General features: G+C 67.5%; 19 protein-coding genes. 9 read left to right on the forward strand and 10 right to left on the reverse strand.

From position 1 onward, the window contains the following. The first annotated feature begins 78 nt into the window (after positions 1–78). Positions 79–993 (forward strand): DMT family transporter, encoded by a 915-nt coding sequence (locus tag VD964_RS15120; protein WP_014248737.1) that lies wholly within the window; start codon positions 79–81, stop codon positions 991–993. Positions 994–1,016: 23 nt separating this feature from the next. Here the strand turns inward: VD964_RS15120 and VD964_RS15125 are convergent, their stop codons facing one another. The 7 genes from VD964_RS15125 to VD964_RS15155 all read right to left on the reverse strand — a co-directional run bounded on the left by VD964_RS15125 (position 1,017) and on the right by VD964_RS15155 (position 9,381). Next, the gene (locus tag VD964_RS15125) at positions 1,017–3,599 is read right to left on the reverse strand and encodes an ATP-binding protein (RefSeq protein ID WP_324869387.1); all 2,583 of its coding nucleotides are present in this window, start codon (positions 3,597–3,599) and stop codon (positions 1,017–1,019) included. 150 nt (positions 3,600–3,749) lie between these two features. Then, positions 3,750–4,400, reverse strand: coding sequence for a maleylacetoacetate isomerase (gene maiA / locus VD964_RS15130; protein ID WP_324869388.1), 651 nt, complete (start codon positions 4,398–4,400; stop codon positions 3,750–3,752). 242 nt (positions 4,401–4,642) lie between these two features. Further along, a complete protein-coding gene (locus tag VD964_RS15135; protein WP_310111890.1) occupies positions 4,643–5,347 on the reverse strand; it encodes an ABC transporter ATP-binding protein in 705 nt (234 codons plus the stop codon). A 12-nt stretch (positions 5,348–5,359) separates the two neighbouring features. Next, positions 5,360–6,148, reverse strand: coding sequence for an ABC transporter ATP-binding protein (locus VD964_RS15140; protein ID WP_324869389.1), 789 nt, complete (start codon positions 6,146–6,148; stop codon positions 5,360–5,362). Positions 6,149–6,180: 32 nt separating this feature from the next. Then, complete coding sequence (locus tag VD964_RS15145) at positions 6,181–7,128, reverse strand: branched-chain amino acid ABC transporter permease (protein ID WP_324869390.1); 948 nt, start codon at positions 7,126–7,128, stop codon at positions 6,181–6,183. Between the two features lie 13 nt (positions 7,129–7,141). Then, complete coding sequence (locus tag VD964_RS15150; RefSeq protein WP_149222365.1) at positions 7,142–8,017, reverse strand: branched-chain amino acid ABC transporter permease; 876 nt, start codon at positions 8,015–8,017, stop codon at positions 7,142–7,144. 197 nt (positions 8,018–8,214) lie between these two features. Beyond that, on the reverse strand, positions 8,215–9,381 hold the full coding sequence (locus VD964_RS15155; protein ID WP_324869391.1) for an ABC transporter substrate-binding protein: 1,167 nt from the start codon (positions 9,379–9,381) through the stop codon (positions 8,215–8,217). A 447-nt stretch (positions 9,382–9,828) separates the two neighbouring features. Between VD964_RS15155 and paaX the strand changes: the two genes are divergently transcribed. From paaX to VD964_RS15185, 6 genes are all read left to right on the forward strand, one after another. Beyond that, positions 9,829–10,773 carry a phenylacetic acid degradation operon negative regulatory protein PaaX gene (paaX, locus tag VD964_RS15160; RefSeq protein ID WP_324869392.1) on the forward strand — a complete coding sequence of 315 codons (945 nt, stop codon included), beginning with the start codon at positions 9,829–9,831 and terminating at the stop codon, positions 10,771–10,773. Positions 10,774–10,916: 143 nt separating this feature from the next. Then, positions 10,917–11,402: a BLUF domain-containing protein gene (locus VD964_RS15165; RefSeq protein ID WP_324869393.1), complete on the forward strand. Its 486-nt coding sequence runs from the start codon at positions 10,917–10,919 to the stop codon at positions 11,400–11,402. A 263-nt stretch (positions 11,403–11,665) separates the two neighbouring features. After that, entirely contained in the window at positions 11,666–12,694 is a 1,029-nt protein-coding gene (locus tag VD964_RS15170; protein ID WP_324869394.1) for a hypothetical protein, read from the forward strand. A gap of 164 nt (positions 12,695–12,858) precedes the next feature. Beyond that, positions 12,859–13,917, forward strand: coding sequence for a 2Fe-2S iron-sulfur cluster-binding protein (locus VD964_RS15175; RefSeq protein WP_324869395.1), 1,059 nt, complete (start codon positions 12,859–12,861; stop codon positions 13,915–13,917). 165 nt (positions 13,918–14,082) lie between these two features. Next, positions 14,083–14,364, forward strand: coding sequence for a type II toxin-antitoxin system RelE/ParE family toxin (locus tag VD964_RS15180; RefSeq protein ID WP_324869396.1), 282 nt, complete (start codon positions 14,083–14,085; stop codon positions 14,362–14,364). 26 nt (positions 14,365–14,390) lie between these two features. After that, the gene (locus tag VD964_RS15185; RefSeq protein WP_324869397.1) at positions 14,391–14,690 is read left to right on the forward strand and encodes a HigA family addiction module antitoxin; all 300 of its coding nucleotides are present in this window, start codon (positions 14,391–14,393) and stop codon (positions 14,688–14,690) included. Positions 14,691–14,695: 5 nt separating this feature from the next. Here the strand turns inward: VD964_RS15185 and VD964_RS15190 are convergent, their stop codons facing one another. Both VD964_RS15190 and VD964_RS15195 read right to left on the reverse strand, forming a co-directional pair. Further along, the gene (locus VD964_RS15190; protein ID WP_324869398.1) at positions 14,696–15,712 is read right to left on the reverse strand and encodes a fumarylacetoacetate hydrolase family protein; all 1,017 of its coding nucleotides are present in this window, start codon (positions 15,710–15,712) and stop codon (positions 14,696–14,698) included. 64 nt (positions 15,713–15,776) lie between these two features. Continuing rightward, on the reverse strand, positions 15,777–16,901 hold the full coding sequence (locus VD964_RS15195) for a homogentisate 1,2-dioxygenase (protein ID WP_324869399.1): 1,125 nt from the start codon (positions 16,899–16,901) through the stop codon (positions 15,777–15,779). A gap of 159 nt (positions 16,902–17,060) precedes the next feature. Here VD964_RS15195 and VD964_RS15200 point away from each other — a divergent pair, with 159 nt between their 5' ends. Then, the gene (locus tag VD964_RS15200; protein ID WP_324869400.1) at positions 17,061–17,606 is read left to right on the forward strand and encodes a MarR family winged helix-turn-helix transcriptional regulator; all 546 of its coding nucleotides are present in this window, start codon (positions 17,061–17,063) and stop codon (positions 17,604–17,606) included. 6 nt (positions 17,607–17,612) lie between these two features. On the opposite strand, the gene VD964_RS15205 is transcribed toward VD964_RS15200, so the two are convergent. Beyond that, the gene (locus tag VD964_RS15205) at positions 17,613–18,251 is read right to left on the reverse strand and encodes a transferase hexapeptide repeat family protein (RefSeq protein ID WP_324869401.1); all 639 of its coding nucleotides are present in this window, start codon (positions 18,249–18,251) and stop codon (positions 17,613–17,615) included. Positions 18,252–18,485: 234 nt separating this feature from the next. Here VD964_RS15205 and VD964_RS15210 point away from each other — a divergent pair, with 234 nt between their 5' ends. Next, positions 18,486–20,141, forward strand: a complete 1,656-nt coding sequence (locus VD964_RS15210; RefSeq protein ID WP_324869402.1) for an FAD-dependent oxidoreductase — start codon at positions 18,486–18,488, stop codon at positions 20,139–20,141. Positions 20,142–20,160: the final 19 nt, after the last annotated feature.

Genomic DNA, 20,160 nt, shown 5'->3' on the forward strand with positions numbered 1-20,160 from the left:
CTTGCTCATTTCGCGGGCAGTCGCCGGCTGCTGTAGAGTGCCGGTCCACGATCTCAACCAACGGTTCTTAATTTCATCATGATCGCCAATATGGCTGCGCTCGGCGCGGCGCTGTGCTGGGCCGCGGGCGGCCTGATCGCCATCGGGCCGGTGCGGGTGCTCGGCTCCATCGCGTTCAACCGCGTGCGCCTGACCATCGTCGCCGCGGTCCTGCTCGTCGCCACCACGCTGCTGGGCGGCTGGGAGACGTTGGACACCGGAGCGGTCCTGACCCTGGCTCTGTCGGGAGCCGCCGGCATCGTGATGGGCGACATGGCGCTGTTCTGGTCGCTCAGCCGGCTGGGGCCGCGGCGCAACGTGGTGATCTACGCCGCCAACGCGCCGCTGACGGCCCTGCTCGGCTACACCCTGCTGGGCGAGGCGCTTGGGACGTGGACGACGCTCGGGATCGTGCTGGTGACGCTGGGGGTGATGCTGGCGGTGGCCCTGCGCTCCGGCTCTACCCACAATTGGGAAGCGGTGCAGGGCAGCCTGCTGGCCGGCGTCGGCGTCTGTCTGGTGGCGGCGGTGGCGCAGGCGGTGGGATCGGTGATCGCCAAGCCGGTGATGGCGGCCGGCGCCGATCCGGTCGCCTCGGCCACCGTCCGGGTGACGACGGCGGCGCTGATGTTCACCGCCATCGGCGCCCTGTCGGCGCTGCGGGGCGGCGATGCGGCGGCGGCCGGCGGCGGCCTGTTCCTGCCGCGGGGCCTGACGCCGAAGCTGGCCCTGCAGGTCGCCGGCAACGGGTTGCTGGGCGTCGGTCTGGGGATGACGCTTCTGCTGGTCGGGCTGGCACACGGCAATGCCGGGGTGGTCGCCACCCTGTCGGCCCTGAGCCCGGTGCTGATCCTGCCGATGATGTGGCTGATGACCGGCCAGCGCCCGTCGCTGGGCGCCTGGGCCGGCGCCGCGGTCGCCGTGGCCGGCGTCGCCCTGATCGTCAACCGCTGACCCTCAACCGTTAGAAGAGAGCGTCAGCGCGCCTGCTCCACCGCGACGCCCAGGGTGGGCAGTGCCGCCTGCAGCGCGCCGGAGGCGCGGTTGACGGCGTCGCGCAGCTGCGCCTTCAGCGCCGGCACGTCGGGGCTATCCTGTTCGCAGGCATGTTGCAGCTTGCGGGCCAGCCGCGACAGCTCCAGCAGGCCGACATTGCCGGCCAGCGACACCATGGCATGGGCGTCGGCGGCGGCGTCCTTCATGGTCTCCGCCTCGCTGATGCGGTCGGCGCGCAGGGCCAGTTCCGCCAGCGTGCCGGTGACGAAGCGGGGAAGCACGTCGCCGCCCAGCGTATCCGCCAGCGTGTCCAGCGTGGCGCGGTTCAGCACGGGCGCGCCGCCGGACACCGGAGCGACCCCGGCCAGCACGGCCGCCTCCTCCGCGTCGCCGCCGGACTGGGCAGTATCCGCCGCAGCTTTCGCGTCTGCATCCGCCTTGGCCTCCAGCCAGCGGTCGACCGCCGACAGCAGGGTGTCGCGCTCGATCGGTTTGGTCACATGGTCGTTCATGCCGACATCCAGGCAAAGCTGCAGCTGATCGGTCAGCGCGTTGGCGGTCAGCGCGATGATGGGCACGGCGCCCCGCCGTCCGCCAAGCTGACGGATCGCCGCGGTCGCCTGCAAGCCGTCCATCCGGGGCATCTGCATGTCCATCAGGACAAGGTCGAACTCGCCGCCGCGCACCGCCTCCACCGCCGCCACGCCGTCCTCCGCCACCTCCACCGTGTGGCCGGCCTTGCAGAGGATGGAGGAGGTGACGATCTGGTTCATCGGCACATCCTCGGCCAGCAGGATGCGGGCACTGCGCCCGGCGGCACCCTCGGCCCGCCGTTCCGCCACGAGGCCGGGAGCCTCCGCCACCGGAAGCGGCAGCTCGAACCAGAAGGTGCTGCCGACGCCCGGGCTGCTCTGCACGCCGATCCGCCCGCCCATCAGCTCCGACAGCTGCTTGGAGATGATCAGCCCCAGCCCGGTGCCGCCGAAGCGCCGCGTGGTGGAGCGGTCGCCCTGGCTGAAGCGCTGGAACAGGTTCGCCTGATCGGCAGCCGGAATGCCGGGTCCGGTGTCGCTGACGGAGAAGCGGACCAGGGCCGGCGCGCCTTCGCCACGGCCGTTCTCCTCCCCCGACAACAGCCCGACGGAGACCAGCACCGATCCGCGTTCGGTGAACTTCACGGCGTTGCCGACCAGATTCAGCAGGATCTGGCGGATGCGCGCCTCGTCGCCGCGGACGAAGCGCGGCACCGTACCGCCCAGCGACAGCTGAAGCAGCAACCCCTTCTGCGAGGCGGCGTTGCTCATCAGGTCGCGGCAGTCGCGCAGCAGCCGGTGCAGGTCGAAGGCGCGCTCCTCCAGTTCCAGCTTGCCGGCTTCGATCTTCGAATAGTCCAGGATGTCGCCGATGATCGCCAGCAGCCCCCGCCCGGCTTCGCGCTGGAGCGAGACATACTGGCGCTGTTCCGGCGTCAGGTCGGTGCCCAGCAGCAGGTCGGCGAACCCGATGACGCCGTTCAGCGGCGTGCGGATCTCGTGGCTCATGGAGGCCAGGAATTCCGACTTCACGCGGTTGGCCGCCTCGGCTTCGGCGCGGGCGGCGGACAGTTCCTCCTCATAACGCTTGCGCTCGGTCACGTCGCGGACGACGCCGACCACGACGAACACGCCGTCGGCCCCCACCGTCGGGCGCATGCTGGATTCGACCCACAGATAATGGCCATCGCGGTGGCGCAGCCGGTGGGTGAAGGTGACGGGCGGCGACCCCGGCTGCATGCCGGCGAAGGCCATCGCCGCACTTTCCAGATCGTCGGGGTGCAGCAGGGTGGCGGGGGCGCGGCCGACGAGCTCCGCCGGATCATGGCCCAGGATGTCGCGCACCGATGGCGACAGGTAGCGCACCGATCCGTCGGCCTTCATCTCCAGGATCATGTCGGTGGCATTGTCGGCCAGCAGGCGGTAACGCGCCTCGCTTTCGCCCAGCCGCTGCTCGGAACCGTGATGGCGCCGCTCGCGCAGCAGCAGGACGCCGAGGAACAGGGTGCCGAGCGGCACGATCGCCAGCATGGGCGCCGCCGTCCGCCCCGCCACCTGCAGCGCCAACTCCAGGTTGGGAAGCAATGCCAGCGTGGACAGCGACGCCAGCGTCAAAAGCAGGCCGAACAGCAGGAGCGGCAGCACCCCCAGCCCGACGCGGCGCCGCTTCACCCAGACGGCGAAGCCGACGCCGACCAGGAAGGACAACCCGGCATTGGCGACCCCGGCTTCCATTCCCACGCCGCCCAGCGAGAAGCGGTAGCCGGCCACGCTCGCCGCCGCCATCGCCGCGGAGACCGGCCCGCCGAACAGGGCGGCCAGCCCGATCAGCGGTGCCCGCGCGTCGATGAAGATGCCCGGTCCGACATGGATCGGGTGGACCATGGAGAACAGGGCGGTCAGCGCCATCACCGCGCCGAAGACGACCTGACGGGTGAGCTGGTTCCAGCCGCCGGACCGGCGGATCAGGAAGGTATAGGCGAGAACGACGAAGGCGCTTGCCGCGATGTTCTCGGCAAGATCGTAGGCCATCGAAGAAAAGTTGCCCAACATCGCCCGGCCATCGTCCCCGCACAATTCCCGGCTACCTCTATACCACGGAAGAGTGTCGCGAAACCGCTAACACCGACGGGCGGGATGTGACCTGGACGGGACAAAAGCCGGGCGTCTGGCGATTCCGCCTCACACCTCCGCGTCGGGCTGGCGGTCGGGAGCGGCGGCGGCGAAGGCCGGCAGGGCCCGGCAGGCTTCGTCGATGCGCAGCAGGGTCGGATAGCCGTCCAACGGGCAGGCCAGCCGGCGGGCGTTCGCCAGTTGCGGAACCAGCAGGATGTCGGCCAGCCCCGGCGCGTCGGCATGGCAGAAGCGGCCGGTGCGCGGATCGCCGGCCAGCTGCGCCTCCAGCGCGGTCAGCCCGACGGCGATCCAGTGGCGGTACCAGTCGTCGACCTCCTCCTGGCTGTGGTCCATCGCCTTCAGCCGGCCCAGCACCCGCAGATTGTTCAGCGGATGGACGTCGCAGGCCACCGCCAGCGCCAGCGCCCGCACCCGCGCCCGGCCCAGCGCATCGGCCGGCAGCAGCGGCGGGCTTGGGTGCGTCTCGTCCAGATACTCGATGATGGCGAGCGACTGGGTCAGCACATGGTGCCCGTCCGGCCCGTCGACCTCCAGCGCCGGCACCAGATGCTCGGGGTTGAGGTCGGCGAAGGGCGGCTTGGCCTGCTCGCCCCGGCGCAGATGGACGAAGGCCTGCTCCGGCGCCAGCCCCTTCAGGTTCAGGGCAATGCGCACGCGGTAGGCGGCGGAGGAGCGGAAGTAGGTGTGGAGTTTCACGGGGGGTTTGTCCTGTGAAGTGTCGCGGCGGTTGCCCCCTCCCCATCTCTCCCCCACCTTCGGTGGGAGAGGGGGTAGGATGCTTGGCGGGAGTTAAAGCAAAGGAACAGCGGCAGTCCCCTCTCCCGCGAAGCTCTCGCACAAAGCTTTGCTTTGTGCTGACGCGACAGGCGGACCGTAGGTCCGCTGAGAGCGGGGGAGGGTTAGGGAGGGGGCATCCGAAGCCGACACTCTACCAACCCTCACAGCCCCAGATAAGCCTGCCGCACCCGCTCGTTGCTCAGCAGGGCCGCACCGCTGTCGCTCAGCACGATCTCGCCGGTCTCGATCACATAACCGCGGTCGGCGATGGCCAGCGCCGCATGGGCGTTCTGCTCCACCAGCAGGATGGTCGTGCCCTCGCGCTTCAGCCGCTGCACGGCGTCGAAGATCTCCGCGACCAGCAGCGGCGCCAGACCCATGCTGGGCTCGTCGAGCAGGAGCAGGCGGGGCTTCGCCATCAGCGCGCGGGCAAGCGCCACGATCTGCTGCTGGCCGCCCGACAGGGTGCCGGCGGGCTGGTCGCGCTTGACCTTCAGCACCGGGAACATTTCGTACAGCCGGTCGATGTCGTCGTCGGGCTTGCCGCTGCCGCGGCGGAAGGCGCCGAGGCGCAGGTTGTCCTCCACGCTCTGCGGGCCGAACAGCTGCCGGCCTTCCGGCACCTGCACCACCCCTTCGGCGACGCGGCGCGACGCCTTCATCCGGGTGATGTCGCAGCCGTCGAAGGTGATGCGCCCGCTGCTGGCGGGGTGGACGCCGGACAGGGTGCGCAGCAGCGTCGTCTTGCCGGCGCCGTTGGCGCCGACCAGCGCCACCAGTTCCCCTTCCCGCACGGACAGGCTGGCCGATTTCAGCGCATGGATGCGACCGTAATGGCTGTTGAGGCCCTCGATCTCCAGAAGCATGTCCGGGCCTCCTTACGGTGCTGCGCCGAGATAGGCGGCGATGACGTCCGGGTTGGCCGCCACCTCCTGCGGCGTCCCCTCGGCCAGCATGCGGCCCTGGTTCAGCGCGGTGATCCGGTGCGAGATGCCCATCACCATCTTCATGTCGTGCTCCACCAGGACGATGGTGACGCCGCTCCCCGCCACGGTCTTGATCACCTCGTCGATCTCGCGGCTTTCGGTGGCGTTCAGGCCGGCGGCCGGCTCGTCCAGCAGAAGCAGCTTCGGTTCCGACGCCAGCGCGCGGGCAATCTCCAGCCGTTTCAGCGCGCCGTAGGGCATGGAGGCGGCGTCGGCGTCGATGTACTTCTCCAGCCCGACGTCGGTCATCAGCTGCGCCGCCCGATCCTTCGCCTCGCGGTCCTTGCGCACCAGCGAGGGGAAGCGGAACAGCGCCGGCAGAAGCCGGGTGTTCAGGTGCAGGTGCCGCCCCACCATGACGTTCTCAAGCGCCGTCATGTTGAAGAAGATCTGCAGGTTCTGGAAGGTGCGCGACATGCCGCGGGCCGCCAGCCTGTAGGGCGCCATGCCCGACACGTCGGCCCCGTCGAACAGCACCCGGCCGCCCGACGGCTTGTAGACGCCGGTCACCAGGTTGAACAGCGTGGTCTTGCCCGCCCCGTTCGGCCCGATGATCGAATGGATGTCGCCGGCCGCGATGGTGAAGCTGAGATCGCCGACGGCGAGCACGCCGCCGAACTCGCGGCTGAGATGCTCCACCTGCAGGATCGGCGGGCCGATGCGGCGGGCTTGGGTCGTCATATCGGGGGAAAGATCCGTGGTCGCCAGCATGTTCATGCCCGCCTCCGCGCCGGGATCAGCGCCGCCAGGGTGGGGAGAAGGCCCTTCGGCATGAAGACCATCGTCGCCATCAGGATGCCGCCCAGCACGATCTGCTGGTAATCTTGGAAGACGGTCAGCGCCTGCGGCAGCAGCGTCAGCACCACGGCCCCGACGACGGCACCGAAGGTCGATGCCATGCCGCCGAAGACCACCATGGTCACAAGCTCGATCGACTTGAAGAAGTCGGCCTTGGCCGGGGTGATCAGGCCGGCGTAATGGGCGAAGAGGCTGCCGGCCACGCTGGCGAACACCGCCGACAGCACGAAGACCATGACCTTGAAGCGGGCGGTGTCGACGCCGACCACCTCGGCCGCCACCTCCGACCCGTGGACGGCGCGCAGCGCCCGGCCCATCGGGCTGTCGATCAGGTTCAGGGAAAGCCAGACCACGCCGACCAGAAGAACGCCGACCACCCAGTACCAGACCTTTTCGCCATACAGCTCAAAGCCGAAGATCCTGAACGGTTCCACCATCATGCCGTCGGGACCGCCGGTCAGGCCACTTTCGGTGCGCAGGACGATCGACACGATGATGCCGATGCCGAGAGTCGCCATGGCAAGGTAATGGCCCTTCAGCCGCAGGATCGGCTTGGCGACCAGGAACGCCAGCAGCCCGACGAACACGGCACCGGCCAGCAGCGCCAGCACCGGCGGCCAGCCATAGGTCCCGACCAGCACGCCCGACGCATAGGCGCCGATGCCGAAGAAGCCGGCATGACCGAGGCTGATCTGTCCGGCATAGCCGATCAGCAGGTTCAGCCCGACGCAGACCACGGCGTTGAAGCCGGCCAGGATGGCGATGTCGAGATAGAAGTTGTTGGGCAGGAAGGCCGGCAGGACCGCGATCACCGCGCCCAGTGCCAAAAGCCCGGTCAGCCGCCCGTGAAGGAGTGCGTTCATCGGAGATAAGTCCTTACACCCGTTCGGTGCCGCGCTTGCCGAACAGCCCGTTCGGCATGAAGAGAAGGACGGCCAGGATGATGACGAAGGCCACCGCATCCTTGTAGGCCGAGGAGATGTAGCCGGCGCCCAGCGCCTCCGCGACGCCGACGATCAGCCCGCCGGCAACGGCGCCCGGCCCATGGCCGAGGCCGCCGAGCACCGCGGCGGTGAAGCCCTTCAGCCCCAGCATGATGCCCATCTCGGTGTAGGAGAAGGTGATGGGGGCTACCACCGCTCCGCCGATGGCGCCCAGCGCCGCCGACAGCGCGAAGGAGGCGAGCACCACCCGCTTCACGTCGATGCCGACCAGCTGCGCCGCCAGCCGGTTGTGCGAGGTGGCGAGGATCGCCTTGCCGGTCAGCGTCTTGTTGAAGAACAGGCCGATGGCGACGATCAGCACGCCTGCGGTGCCCACCACCCACAGCGACTGCGGCTGCATCGAGGCGCCCAGGATCTGGATCGGCGTTTCGCCGGAGAAGGCGTCCAGCCGCTTGAAATCCTTGCCCCAGATCAGCTCGGCCACACCGCGCAGGAAGATCGAGGCGCCGATGGTGATGATGATGAGGGTGACGGTGGAGGCGTTGCGCGCCCGTTCCACCGCGAATTTCGCCACCAGAACGCCGACCAGCATGGCGCCGCCGCAGCCGATCAGGATCGCCAGCGGCAGCGGCACGCCCGACGCGGTCAGGGTGGCCGACGCCATGCCGCCGACCATGATGAACTCGCCCTGGGCGAAGTTGATGACATGGCTGGCGTTGTAGATGATCGAAAAGCCGAGCCCCGCCAGCGCATAGATCGCGCCGATGGTCAGCCCCGACAGCATGTATTGCAGCAGTTCCGCGAACATCGTTGGGTTCCTGTGATCCTATCCCGCACACATCTCCCCCTCTCCCCCCCCGGGGAGAGGGTCGGGGTGAGGGGGATGCATAGGGTGGATTGGCGGAGATGATCGCAGCGTCACAACTCTTGTGAATCCACGCCACGCATCCCCCTCACCCTAACCCTCTCCCCAGCGGGGAGAGGGGATAACCCAGAACCGGCGGTCTACTTCACCAGAGCCCAGTCACCCTGCTTCACCTCCACCATGTGGAAGGCGTCCAGCGTCAGGCCCATGTGGTCCTTGGCACTCATGGTCACGGTGCCGCCGGTGCCGACATAGCCCTTGGTCTGCTCGATGGCGTCGCGCAGCTTGGCCTTGTCAGTGCCGCCGGCGCGCTTCACCGCGTCCAGGGCGATCATCAGACCGTCATAGGCATGGCCGGCGAAGGTCGAGACCTCGGTGTTGAAGCTGTCCTCGTAGACCTTGGTGAATTCGGTCACGACCTTCTTCTGCGGATCGCTGTCGGGCAGCTGCGCGGCGACGACCAGACCGGCGGCCGGCAGGCGGACACCCTCGGCGGCACCGCCGGCCAGCCGGATGAACTCCTTCGACGCGACGCCGTGCGACTGGTAGATCGGCAGCGAAATGCCGAGCTGGCGGTAGTTCTTGGTCACCACCGCAGGACCCTGGCCCAGGCCGAACACCAGCACCGCCTGCGCTGCCGCGTTGTTCTTGATCTTGGTCAGCTGGGCGGTGACGTCGGTGTCCTTGGCGCCATAGGTCTCGTCGGCGACCAGCTCGATCCCACGCTCCTTGGCGACGGCGACGGTCTGCTCGCGGCCCGACTTGCCGAAGCCGGAATCCTCCGACAGCAGCGCCAGCTTGGTCAGCCCGCGCTTCTTCATGTCCTCCATCACCTTTTCCGCGGCCATGCGGTCGGTGTGGGGGGTCTTGAACACCCACTTCTTCACCGGCTCCACGATCACCACGGCGCCGGCCAGCGAGATGAAGGGCACGCCGGCGCGCTCCACCAGCGGCACCGCCGCCATGGTCGCCGCGGTCGTGGTGCCGCCGACGATCACGTCGACGCCGTCGCTTTCGATCAGGCGCTTGGTGAAGGAGGCCGCCTTGTCGGCCGCGCCGCCGTCGTCATAGACGGTCAGCTGCACCGGACGGCCGTCCACGCCGCCCGCCTTGTTGATGCGGTCGGCATACAGCTCCAGCACCTTCTTCTCCGGATCGCCGAGGAAGGAGGCCGGGCCGGTTGCCGAGACGATGGCACCGACCTTGATCGGGTCCGCGGCCTGCGCCGCACCGGACAGCAGGCCGGACACCGCCGTCATGGCGGTCAGTGCAGTGAAGGCGATGGTGGCGAACAAGCGTTTGCGCATGATGTCCTCCCTTGGGCTGCCCGCCTTGACACCGGACCGGGCGGCGGCCCGATCCCAGCGCGGCGGGACGATTTGCATCACATAATGTTTCAAACGAAACAGTTTCTGAAGAAGAATTTTGGTCGCCGCAACCACAATCGAAGTACGGATGTTGCCGTCCGCCTCCCCTTCCCTTTGCGATCCCTCCATCTTCGGCACGGGGGATGGTCGTTTCGTTTTATGACACAAATTTGCTTTGATGATCCAACGTAGTGTATCACATTAATGATTGTCAAACGGAAAGTCCGGATTGCCTCCTATCGGCCGCCGGCGCGCTGTCCGCTCCGGCCGTCCACGCTGTCGTGGCACTGGCCGAACCGGGTCCGGGTTTCGTATACAACTCCGTCGCGCCGCTTCCCTCGGCTCCACCCGCATCACAAGCCGTTTCGATAAGGACGTCCCCACCGCATGGCCCGCCCGCGTCGCCCCGAAGACCTTGCCGCCCAGCTGACCGAGACGATCGCGCCGCGGGCGAAGTCGCTGATCATCACCGTCTATGGCGACGCCGTGCTGCCGCATGGCGGATCGCTGTGGCTGGGCAGCCTGATCGACCTGATGGGCCTGTTCGGGATGAGCGAGCGGATCATCCGCACCTCCGTCTTCCGGCTGTGCAAGGATGATTGGCTGACCAACACCCAGATCGGCCGGCGCAGCTTCTACCGGGTCACCGACAGCGGCAAGGAACGCTTCGCCGCGGCGGAGCGGCGGATCTACGCGCCGCTGGCCCGCGAATGGGATCGCGGATGGGACCTGCTGATGGTGCCGCCCAACGCGCTGGACACGGAGACGCGCGACGCCCTGCGACGGGAGTTGACCTGGCAGGGCTTCGGCGCCGCCTCGGCGACCGTCTACGCCCATCCCAACTGCGACGAGGCGGCGATGCACCGCTCGCTGGCGGAGTTGGGGGTCGCCGACAAGATCGTCCACATGAAGGCCAGCCTGGACCGGGCGGAGGGGTTCGGGGCGCTGCGCGATCTGGTGCGCGGCTGCTGGGATATCGATCAGCTCGAGCATGACTATGCGGCGTTTCTGGATCACTTCCGTCCGGTCTGGGCGGCGGTCGATGCCGCCGACACGCCGGACCCGGCATCCTGCTTCGTCCTGCGCACGTTGATGATCCACGACTTCCGCCGCATCCTGCTGCGCGACCCGATGCTGCCGCCCGACCTGCTGCCGGCCGACTGGCCGGGCCAGGAATCGCGGATGCTCACCCGCAACCTCTACCGCCGGCTGGCCGGCCCGTCGGAAGCCTTCCTGATGCAGGCGGCGACCACCGCCAACGGTCCGTTGCCCGATGCGCAGCCCGCCTTCCACTGCCGCTTCGGCGGACTGGAGAGAATCCCGGCCGGTTGACCCGCATCCCTGCGACAATGGCCCTGCGACAATGGGCGCCCGTCCCGCCGGCCGCCTCGGGTAATTGCCTATACATAAAATGCAAGGAATCGCGGTAAGCTGGGACCGTCGCCGTTCAATCCGGCCCTTTCCGGGATGCCGCCATGCTGACCATCGTCTACCGCAGCGAGGCCGTTGACCGACTGCCCTACAGTGCGCTCGCCGACATCTGCCTGTTCAGCGCCCGCAAGAACCGGGAGCTGGGAGTGACCGGCTTCCTGGTGGAGTTCGAGGGCATCTTCCTGCAGGTCCTGGAAGGCGAAGCCGAGGTGGTGGAGCGGCTATACGCCCGCATCGCCGCCGACCCGCGCCATCGCGGCGTCGAACTGCTCCTGCGCGAGAGTTCGGCCGGCCAACCCAATTTCGGCTTCTGGGCGATGAATTTCGGACCGCTCGACACCCCGACCTTCTGGCAGGCGGTGTTCGGTTCCCCGGTCCGGATCGAGGAGTTCCGCCGCCGGTCGCACGATGCCGACTTCGCGCTCGACGTGCTTGCCCGTGCCTACATGCATGCCTGCATCCTGGCCGACGTCGATCCCGCCACCCGTGAACTGGTGCACGGCAACATCCCCTGCTTCGTGGACGGCTGACGCGGGCCTGACGCAGCTGCGACGAAGTCCTCCGTTTCGATACTGCTTGGCCAGATAGAGACCGCGTCCTGAACGAATTGATCTGGATCAATTCGGCGATTCCGCACGCTTTCCTTTCCGAATCAATGAACTGAGTTACCGCTTGCGTCTTTCAATATGATACATAAATCGTTGAAGATAGGTACTTTCCGTGTCATATAAAGACCACAGGGCGCCGATGGAAAAGTGAGCGCCCGCCGAAATGCCCCGGAGGAAACGCCCCCATGTCCAAGGACTACGCCCCCATCGCCAACACGATGGAGTTCCCCCCCGCCACGCCGCAGCCGAACGTCTATCCGCTGTCCTGGGTGTCGCAGACCAAGAAGCTGGAAGAGGTCTACGCCGCCGCCCAGCGCGAGAACTGGGACCCGGCCAAGCTGCCCTGGGACAGCTTCGACGTGTCGCGCTACAGCTGGGAGGAACGGGAGGCCATCGCCTATTGGTGGACCATCCTGTCGGTGTTCGACGCCTCCGCCCCGCCGGTCTTCGCCCATGCGCTGATCAAGACCTACGAAGTGCATGAGGAGGACCCCGTCCGCCGTTGCTTCTTCTCCGTCACCCGCGACGAGCAGAACCACGAGCAGATGTGCGGGCTGGCCATCACCAAGCTGCTGGAGGCCACCAGCCCGCTGACCTACGAGCCGAAGACCGATCTCGGCCGCCGGCTGCAGAAGAACGCCCACTGGCTGTACTACAATGGCGGCCGCTATTGGGACGGCTACAAGAAGGCGGTTCCGAAATACTCGCTGGCCGTTCTGTTCAGCTCCTTCCTGATGGGGGAGATCGCGGCGGCGACCATCTTCCACCAGATGGCGGCCGGCTGCAGCGAGCCGGTGTTCAAGGAGGCCTTCCGCAACATCGGCCGCGACGAGGGCCGTCACATGGCGATCTGCATGTCGGTGATGGAGCGTGACTATCCCCATCTGGCGGTGGAGGACAAGTCCGTCATCACCAAGCAGATCCGCGCCGGCTACCTGTTCCTGTCCGCCGTGCTGTTCGAGCCGCCGCCCCAGTTCTGGGACCTGCCCGACGACTTCATCGCCACCCAGCGCGAGGCCGAGGCCATCGCCCGCAACGCCGGTTTCCACATCCCGGACTACGAGGCGAAGAAGGAGAACTGGCGCAACGCCATGCTGAACCTGAAGGGCGTGCTGGACCGCTACGGCATCCCGTTCCCGGCGATTCCCGAAGTCGGCATTACCGGCGAGGAAGTGCGGGACGTCGACATGGACGAGATCATTCCGGTGTTTTGAGGCGCCGGCCCGGTTTGCCCCCACCCTAACCCTCCCCCGCTGGGCGGAGGAGGGAACTGCCGCTGAATGCCGACAAAGCTCCTGTCCCCCTCCCCCGCCCAGCGGGGGAGGGTCGGGGTGGGGGCAAGTGTTTCCCGACCGATCAATTCCCAAGGATTCCCCCGGTGAGCCGCATCCGCCTCCACCCCTCGGGCCGCACGGTCGAGTGCCGTGACGGCGAGACCGTCCTGTCGGCGCTGGAACAGGCCGGCTACGCCCTGCCCAACAACTGCCGCGCCGGCGCCTGCGGCGAATGCAAGGTCAAGGTCCTCAGCGGCCAGTTCGACCAGGGCATGGTGCTGGACATGGCGCTGTCCCAGGGCGAGCGGAAGGACGGCTACGGCCTGATGTGCATGGCCAAGCCGATCTCCGACGAACTGGTGATCGAATACGGCACCGCCGATGCCCAGCCCAAGCTGTTCCCGCCGCGCGAGAACGTGCTGTTCATCGTCACCGACCGCATCCCGCGCACGCCGCGCATCGTGGAACTGCGCCTGCGCCCTCTCGGCCAGCCGCTGCGCTACTGGCCCGGCCAGTATGTGATGCTGGGCGACGCCGCGGCCGGCGCGCCGCCGCGCTGCTATTCCATCGCCAACGCGCCCCGTCCGGACGGCGAGATCGTGCTGCAGGTGACCCGTGTCGACGGCGGCCCGACCAGCGGCTGGATCCACGACCGGCTTTCCGTCGGCAGCATGGTGAAGCTGTCCGGCCCCTACGGTACCTTCATCGGCGACCCTTCGGTGGACAGCCCGGTGCTGTGCATGGCCGCCGGGTCCGGCCTCGCCCCCATCCTAGCGCTGACCGACGCGGCGCTGCGCCGCGGCTACCGCCCGCCGGTGACGCTGCTGTTCTCCGCCTGCACCCAGGCCGATGTGTACGAGTTGGGGCTGCTCAGCTACTGGCAGGCCAAGTACCGCAACTTCAAGGTCAAGGTGACCCTGACGCGCGAGGACGCGGCCGGCCATTTGAAGGGCCGCATCCCCGCCATCCTGCCCGACCTGTTCCCCGACCTGTCCGGCCACGCCATCTTTACCGCCGGCAGCCCCGCCTTCGTCGAGTCCTGCGTCGCCGCCGCCCGCGCGCTGGGCGTCAGGGACGACCAGATCCACAGCGAAGGCTACGTCTCCCAGCACATCCCCGAAGCTCCACCACCGGAACGCCTGCTGGCCAGCGCGCTGGGGTAAGGCGGACCACGACGACGATGAAAACGCCCGGATCGCATTGGTCCGGGCGTTTATTCGTTTTGAGGCCATCATTGCACGGCGCAGCACTTGACGCAGTACGTACTACGTATCATAAATGAGTCAGCATGACGCAAAAATGGGGCATGACGTGGATTGGCGGGCACCATGGCGATCCGTTCATTTCGTGACAGAACGACCGCGGATCTCCATGAGGGGTTTGTCGTCCCCCGCTGGAAGAACATCGAACGGGCTGCACGGCGCAAGCTCGTCATATTGGATGCCGCGCCGTCGCTGAATGCCTTGCGGGTGCCGCCGGGCAATCATTTGGAGGAATTGAAGGGCAACCGTAAAGGTCAGCACTCGATCCGCATCAACGATCAATGGCGATTATGCTTCGTCTGGCGCGACGGCGACGCCTACGACGTTGAGATTTGTGACTATCACTGACCGGTTTTCCCGACGGAGACCATCCGATGACCGAACAGCTCGCCCCCATCACCCCCGGCGAAATCCTCTTGGAAGAGTTCATGGTTCCGCACGGGTTGAGCGCCAACCGGCTGGCCCGCGACCTCGACGTGCCGGCCAACCGGATCAGTGAAATCGTGGCCGGACGCCGGTCGATCTCGGCCGACACGGCGCTCCGCCTCGGAACCTATTTCGGTATCGAGCCGGAGTTCTGGATGAATCTGCAATCGCACTATGATCTGCGCGTCGCCCGCCGGACGGGAGAGGCGACGATCAAGGAACGTGTGCGCCCCCTGAACGCCGCCTGATCCCCTCAGGCCCCCTCGTACCGCACCACCTGCTGGTCGATGGCGCCGAACACGCTGGCGCCGTCCGCGTCGAACAGCTCGATCCGCACGCGGTCGCCGAAGCGCATGAAGGGAGTCTTCGGTACGCCGTGCTCTATGGTTTCGATCATCCGCAGCTCGGCGAGGCAGGAATAGCCGACGCCGCCGGCATTGACCGGCTTGCCGGGGCCGCCGTCCAGCTTGTTCGACACCGTACCCGACCCGATGATGCTGCCGGCCGCCAGATGGCGGGTCTTGGCGGCATGGGCGATCAGGGTGGGGAAGTCGAAGGTCATGTCGACACCGGCGTCCGGCTTGCCGAACGGCTCGCCGTTCAGCGTCGTCACCAGCGGCCGGTGCAGCTTGCCGCCGTCCCAGGCGTCGTCCAATTCGTCCGGCGTCACCGCGACGGGGGAGAAGCTGGAGGCGGGCTTGGACTGGAAGAAGCCGAAGCCCTTGCCCAGCTCCGCCGGGATCAGATTGCGCAAGCTGACATCGTTGACCAGCATCAGCAGCCGGATATGCCCGCGCGCCGCCTCGGCCGAAACACCCATCGGCACGTCGCCGGTGATGACGGCGATCTCCGCCTCGAAATCGATGCCCCAGGCCTCGGTCGCCGCCGGGATCGGGTCGGTCGGCGCCAGGAAGCTGTCGGAGCAGCCCTGATACATCAGCGGATCGGTCCAGAAGCTGGGCGGCATCTCCGCCCCGCGCGCCTTGCGGACCAGTTCCACATGGTTGACGTAGGCCGACCCATCCGCCCACTGGTAGGCACGCGGCAGCGGCGAGGCCGCCCCGGCCGGGTCGAAGGGTTGGCCGGCCGCCGCATCGGCGTTCAGCGCGCGATAGGCCTCCTCCAGCTTCGGCGCCAGCGCCGTCCAGTCGTCCAGCGCCGCCTGGAGGGTGCGGGCGATCTCCGGCACCGGGGTGGCGCGGGTCAGGTCGCGCGACACCACGACCAGGGTGCCGTCGCGCCCGCCCGTCTTCAAACTTGCCAGCTTCATTCGTCTCTTCCCTTCCTTGGAATTCAGCGTCCGGCGGCCTTGGTCCCGCGTTTCGGGTGGCCGCTCATTTCGCCTTCCAGCTGTCGGCGTAGCCGCCCCACTCGACGCCTTCCATCGCCGGATAGACGTCCAGCGGGTCGCGGGTGTCGATCATCACCGCAACCTCGTCGGTCTCCTTGCGTTCGAACTTCTGCGCCACCTCGTAGGCCTTCGGGTGCGGCCCGTGCGGGAAGCCCGAGGGATGATAGGTGACCATGCCGGGATGGATGTTGTCGCGCGAGAAGAACTGGCCGCGGTGATAGAACAGCACCTCGTCGAAATCCTCGTTGGAGTGGTAGTAGGGCAGCTTCAGCGCCTCCGGGTCCGACTCGATGGGCCGCGGCACGAAGGTGCAGATGATGAAGCGGCCAGCGATCCAGGTGCTGTGCGCCGAGGGCGGCAGGTGGTAGCGGTGGCTCATCAGCGGCCGGATGTCGCGCCAGTTCAACCGTACCGGGGCGAGGTCGCCATGCCAGCCCACCGCGTCCAGCGGATTGAACGGATAGGTCATGGCGCAAATCTGCCCGCGCTTTCTGACCCGGACCAGGGTCTCGCGCTCGTGCTTCTGCGCCTGGAAAGCATCGTCCAGCGCCGGAACGTCCAGCACCGCCGGGTCGAAGATGGCGTGGGTGCCGACCAGTCCCTTGTGCGGCAGCTTGTAGGCGTCGTTGGTGGCCTCCACCATCAGCACCATCACCGCCTCGTCCGTCTCCAGCCGCCAGCAGGTGTTGCGCGGCAGCACGACATAGTCGCCCTCGCGCACCTCCAGATGGCCGTAGTCGCAGAACAGATGGCCGCCGCCCTGGTGGAAGAACAGCAGGTCGTCGCCGTCGGCGTTGCGGACCAGATGCTCCATCCTGCCCTTGAAGCGCCACAGCCGGACCTGGGTGGCCCCGTTGCCCATCAGGGCCGGCGCCTCCAGCGGGCAGTTGGGCATGTGATCAACATGGTTCAGGTCGAAGGCGCGCGGGCGCAGCGGCCCGTCGAAGCTGGTCCAGCCGGTCGGCGGGTGGGCATGGTGCATCTGGGTCGCCGGGCCGAAGAAGCCCTCGCGCCCCATCTCGCGCTCGTAGGTGCCGGCGGGAAGCCGGACATGGGCCTGTCGCGACGCGGTGCCCTCGACCTTCGGAAACGAAATCCAGTTCTTCATGGCGCTTCCCCCTTCACTGCCGCCGGCGCCGTCCGCGACGGGCACCGGCAGGCTTGTTCCGTTGCCGCCATTTTAGTTTCGTTTGAAACTGTTGCAAGAGCCAAATTCCGGCGCAGGATGGAGGCAACCGCGCCCTCCATCACAGACGACGCCCCGCCTATGCCGCCCGTCCGCCGTTCCAGCACCGCCTCAACGAAATCCGCAGCCGCACCGGCCGACATCCCGGCACTGCACCTGACACGCTTCCTGCCCTACCGGCTGTCGGTGCTGGCCAACACGGTCAGCCACACGCTGGCCAAGCTGTACGAGAAGCGGTTCGGCATCACGATCCCGGAATGGCGGATCATCGCCGTGCTGGGCGGCGGCGAAACCATGAGCGCAGGCGAGATTGCGCAACGCACCGCGATGGACAAGGTGCAGGTCAGCCGCGCCATCAGCCGGATGCTGGAGTCCGCGCTGATCCTGCGCGAATCGGGCGACACCGACCGGCGCAAGGCCCTGCTGACCCTGACGCCAAAGGCGCTGGCGATCTATGCGGAGATCGTGCCGATGGCCCTGACCTATGAGGAAGAGGCAACCGACGCCCTGTCGATCGACGAGCGGGCGCAGCTCGACACCCTGCTGTCCAAGCTGCAGTCCCGTGCCGACCAGCTCGCCGCCCGCCCGGCACCGGTTACAGCCCAGGCGGGGCCGGCGGAGGAATAACGCCGCTCAGCCGCCCTTCACCTTGTGCAGCGGCTGGCTGGTGCCGGCATCGACGCGGCCGCGGCCGGGTTCCTCCGCCTCCAGGGGCGCGCAGGCGACCATGGTGGCGAGCGAGCGGCGGGCCAAGCGCTGATATTCGTCGGTCCCTTCCGACTTCCAGGTGATCTCGTCGGGACGCAACTCGCGGATCACCTTGGCCGGCAGGCCGGCGGCCAGCGTGCGCGGCGGCACGACGAAGCCGGCCTTGACGAAGGCCATGGCGGCGACGATGGACTCCTCGCCGATCTCCGCCCCGTCCATCACCACCACATTCATGCCGACCAGCGCATTGCGGCGGACGATGCAGCCGTGCAGCACGGCGCCATGCCCGACATGCCCGTCCTCCTCGACGATGGCGTCATGGCCGGGGAAGGCGTGGAGCGTGCAGTTGTCCTGAACGTTGCTGCCCCGCTGCAGCACGATCCGGCCGAAATCGCCGCGCAGGCTGGCGCAGGGGCCGACATAACAGCCCGGTCCCACCACCACGTCGCCGATCAGCACCGCGGAGGGATGGACGAAGGCGGTCGGATCGATGACGGGAATCACCCCGTCGATGGCATAGACGGTCGGGCGCGGCAGGGTAGGCGTGATGGTGGGTGCGGTCATGGTCGGCGTTCCTCGGTGTCTCTATCCGGTCTTTTGCCGTAAGGCTACACTGCCGCACCCTGTACGCGATACCGATTTTCCGTCATAGTAGCTTTCCCTGTATCGCTTCCAAATCGGTCGCGTTGAGCGCTTGATTGGTATCATTTGAAACTGTATCGTTGGCAACCATAACGGTTCGTTACAAGCCGGCGCGCCAATGCGTCCGTTCATGGTTTCCGGGGGAGGAAACGCCCAATGCACGCGACCTTCAGCTATCCCAAATACAGCTTCACACCCTCGGAGGAACAGCGCACCGGCAGCGTCCGGCGCCATCCGGTGGTGGTCATCGGCGCCGGCCCGGTCGGGCTGACCGCCGCACTCGACTTCGCGCGCAAGGGCGTGCCGGTGGTGGTGCTCGACGCCGAGGACACCGTCAGCGTCGGCAGCCGCGCCGTCTGCTATGCCAAGCGCGCGCTGGAGGTGTGGGACCGGCTGGGCGTCGGCCAGCGCATGATCGACAAGGGCGTGGTGTGGAAGATCGGCAAGGTCTTCAACGGCGACCGCATGGTCTACCAGTTCGACCTGCTGCCGGAGCCGGACCATAAGATCCCCGCCTTCATCAACCTCCAGCAATATTACCTGGAGGATTTCCTGGTCACGCAAGCGCGGAAAAGCGACCTGATCGACCTGCGCTGGCTGTCGCGCGTCATTTCCGCCAGGCAGGAGGCCGACCACGTCGTGCTGCAGGTCGAAACACCCGATGGTGTCCATGCGGTGGAGGCCGATTGGGTCATCGCCTGCGACGGCGCCAAGTCGTCGGTGCGCAAGATGCTGGGGCTGGACTTCCAGGGCGAGGTGTTCAAGGACCGCTTCCTGATCGCCGACGTGGTGATGAAGGCCGATTTCCCGGCGGAACGCTGGTTCTGGTTCGACCCGCCCTTCCACCGCAAGCAGTCGGCCCTGCTGCACATGCAGCCCGACAATGTCTGGCGCCTGGATTTCCAACTGGGCTGGGACGCCGACCCGGAGGAGGAGAAGAAGCCGGAGCGCGTCATCCCCCGCGTCCAGGCGATGCTGGGCGCCGACACGCCGTTCGAACTGGAATGGGTGTCGGTCTACACCTTCCAGTGCCGCCGTCTGGAGCGGTTCCGCCATGGCCGCATCCTGTTCGCCGGCGATTCGGCGCATCAGGTCTCGCCCTTCGGCGCGCGCGGCGCCAACAGCGGCGTGCCCGACGCCGACAATCTGGTGTGGAAGCTGGCGCTGGTGCTGGACGGCAAGGCACCCGAGTCGCTGTTGGACAGCTACAGCGACGAACGTGTGGCGGCGGCGAAGGAGAACATCCTGAACTCCACCCGCTCCACCGACTTCATCACGCCGAAGAGCGAGATGAGCCGCGTCTTCCGCGACGCCGTTCTGGAGCTTGCGGTCGACCAGCCATTCGCCCGCTCGCTGGTCAATTCCGGCCGGCTGTCCACGCCGACCACCTACACAGACAGCCCGTTGAACACGCCGGACGCCGACACGTTCGCCGGAAAGATGGTGCCGGGCGCGCCGGCCACCGACGCACCGGTGGAGCGCGACGGCCAGCCCGGCTGGCTGATGGAGGCGCTGGACGGCCGCTTCACCGTGCTCTATGCCGCCGGTGACGGGGCGGTTCCGGCTGAGGTGGCGGAGGCGCTGGACGGACTCGCTGCCGGGCCGCTGCCCCTCGCCTGGCACGCCGTGACCGAGCGGCGGCGTGGCATCGCCGGGGAACTGGTGGACTGCGCCGGCCGCCTGCGCGAGCGCTACGACCTGACGCCCGGCAGCGTCTATCTGATCCGCCCCGACCAGCACATCGCCGCCCGCTGGCGCCGGTTCGACGCCGAGGCACTGTCCGCCGCGCTGGACCGCGCCACCGGCCGTTGACCGCCGCTGACATTCGAAC

Source organism: Azospirillum sp. (assembly GCF_035628975.1).
In the GTDB taxonomy this organism is placed as follows: Bacteria; Pseudomonadota; Alphaproteobacteria; order Azospirillales; family Azospirillaceae; genus Azospirillum.

Excerpts from the sequence above, each read along its gene's own strand:
- VD964_RS15120 (WP_014248737.1), top strand. The coding sequence starts at position 79 with ATGATCGCCAATATGGCTGCGCTCGGCGCGGCGCTGTGCTGGGCCGCG.
- VD964_RS15125 (WP_324869387.1), bottom strand. The coding sequence starts at position 3,599 with ATGGCCTACGATCTTGCCGAGAACATCGCGGCAAGCGCCTTCGTCGTT.
- VD964_RS15135 (WP_310111890.1), bottom strand. The coding sequence starts at position 5,347 with ATGCTTCTGGAGATCGAGGGCCTCAACAGCCATTACGGTCGCATCCAT.
- VD964_RS15140 (WP_324869389.1), bottom strand. The coding sequence starts at position 6,148 with ATGACGACCCAAGCCCGCCGCATCGGCCCGCCGATCCTGCAGGTGGAG.
- VD964_RS15145 (WP_324869390.1), bottom strand. The coding sequence starts at position 7,128 with ATGAACGCACTCCTTCACGGGCGGCTGACCGGGCTTTTGGCACTGGGC.
- VD964_RS15150 (WP_149222365.1), bottom strand. The coding sequence starts at position 8,017 with ATGTTCGCGGAACTGCTGCAATACATGCTGTCGGGGCTGACCATCGGC.
- VD964_RS15155 (WP_324869391.1), bottom strand. The coding sequence starts at position 9,381 with ATGCGCAAACGCTTGTTCGCCACCATCGCCTTCACTGCACTGACCGCC.
- paaX (WP_324869392.1), top strand. The coding sequence starts at position 9,829 with ATGGCCCGCCCGCGTCGCCCCGAAGACCTTGCCGCCCAGCTGACCGAG.
- VD964_RS15165 (WP_324869393.1), top strand. The coding sequence starts at position 10,917 with ATGCTGACCATCGTCTACCGCAGCGAGGCCGTTGACCGACTGCCCTAC.
- VD964_RS15170 (WP_324869394.1), top strand. The coding sequence starts at position 11,666 with ATGTCCAAGGACTACGCCCCCATCGCCAACACGATGGAGTTCCCCCCC.
- VD964_RS15180 (WP_324869396.1), top strand. The coding sequence starts at position 14,083 with ATGGCGATCCGTTCATTTCGTGACAGAACGACCGCGGATCTCCATGAG.
- VD964_RS15185 (WP_324869397.1), top strand. The coding sequence starts at position 14,391 with ATGACCGAACAGCTCGCCCCCATCACCCCCGGCGAAATCCTCTTGGAA.
- VD964_RS15190 (WP_324869398.1), bottom strand. The coding sequence starts at position 15,712 with ATGAAGCTGGCAAGTTTGAAGACGGGCGGGCGCGACGGCACCCTGGTC.
- VD964_RS15195 (WP_324869399.1), bottom strand. The coding sequence starts at position 16,901 with ATGAAGAACTGGATTTCGTTTCCGAAGGTCGAGGGCACCGCGTCGCGA.
- VD964_RS15200 (WP_324869400.1), top strand. The coding sequence starts at position 17,061 with ATGCCGCCCGTCCGCCGTTCCAGCACCGCCTCAACGAAATCCGCAGCC.
- VD964_RS15205 (WP_324869401.1), bottom strand. The coding sequence starts at position 18,251 with ATGACCGCACCCACCATCACGCCTACCCTGCCGCGCCCGACCGTCTAT.
- VD964_RS15210 (WP_324869402.1), top strand. The coding sequence starts at position 18,486 with ATGCACGCGACCTTCAGCTATCCCAAATACAGCTTCACACCCTCGGAG.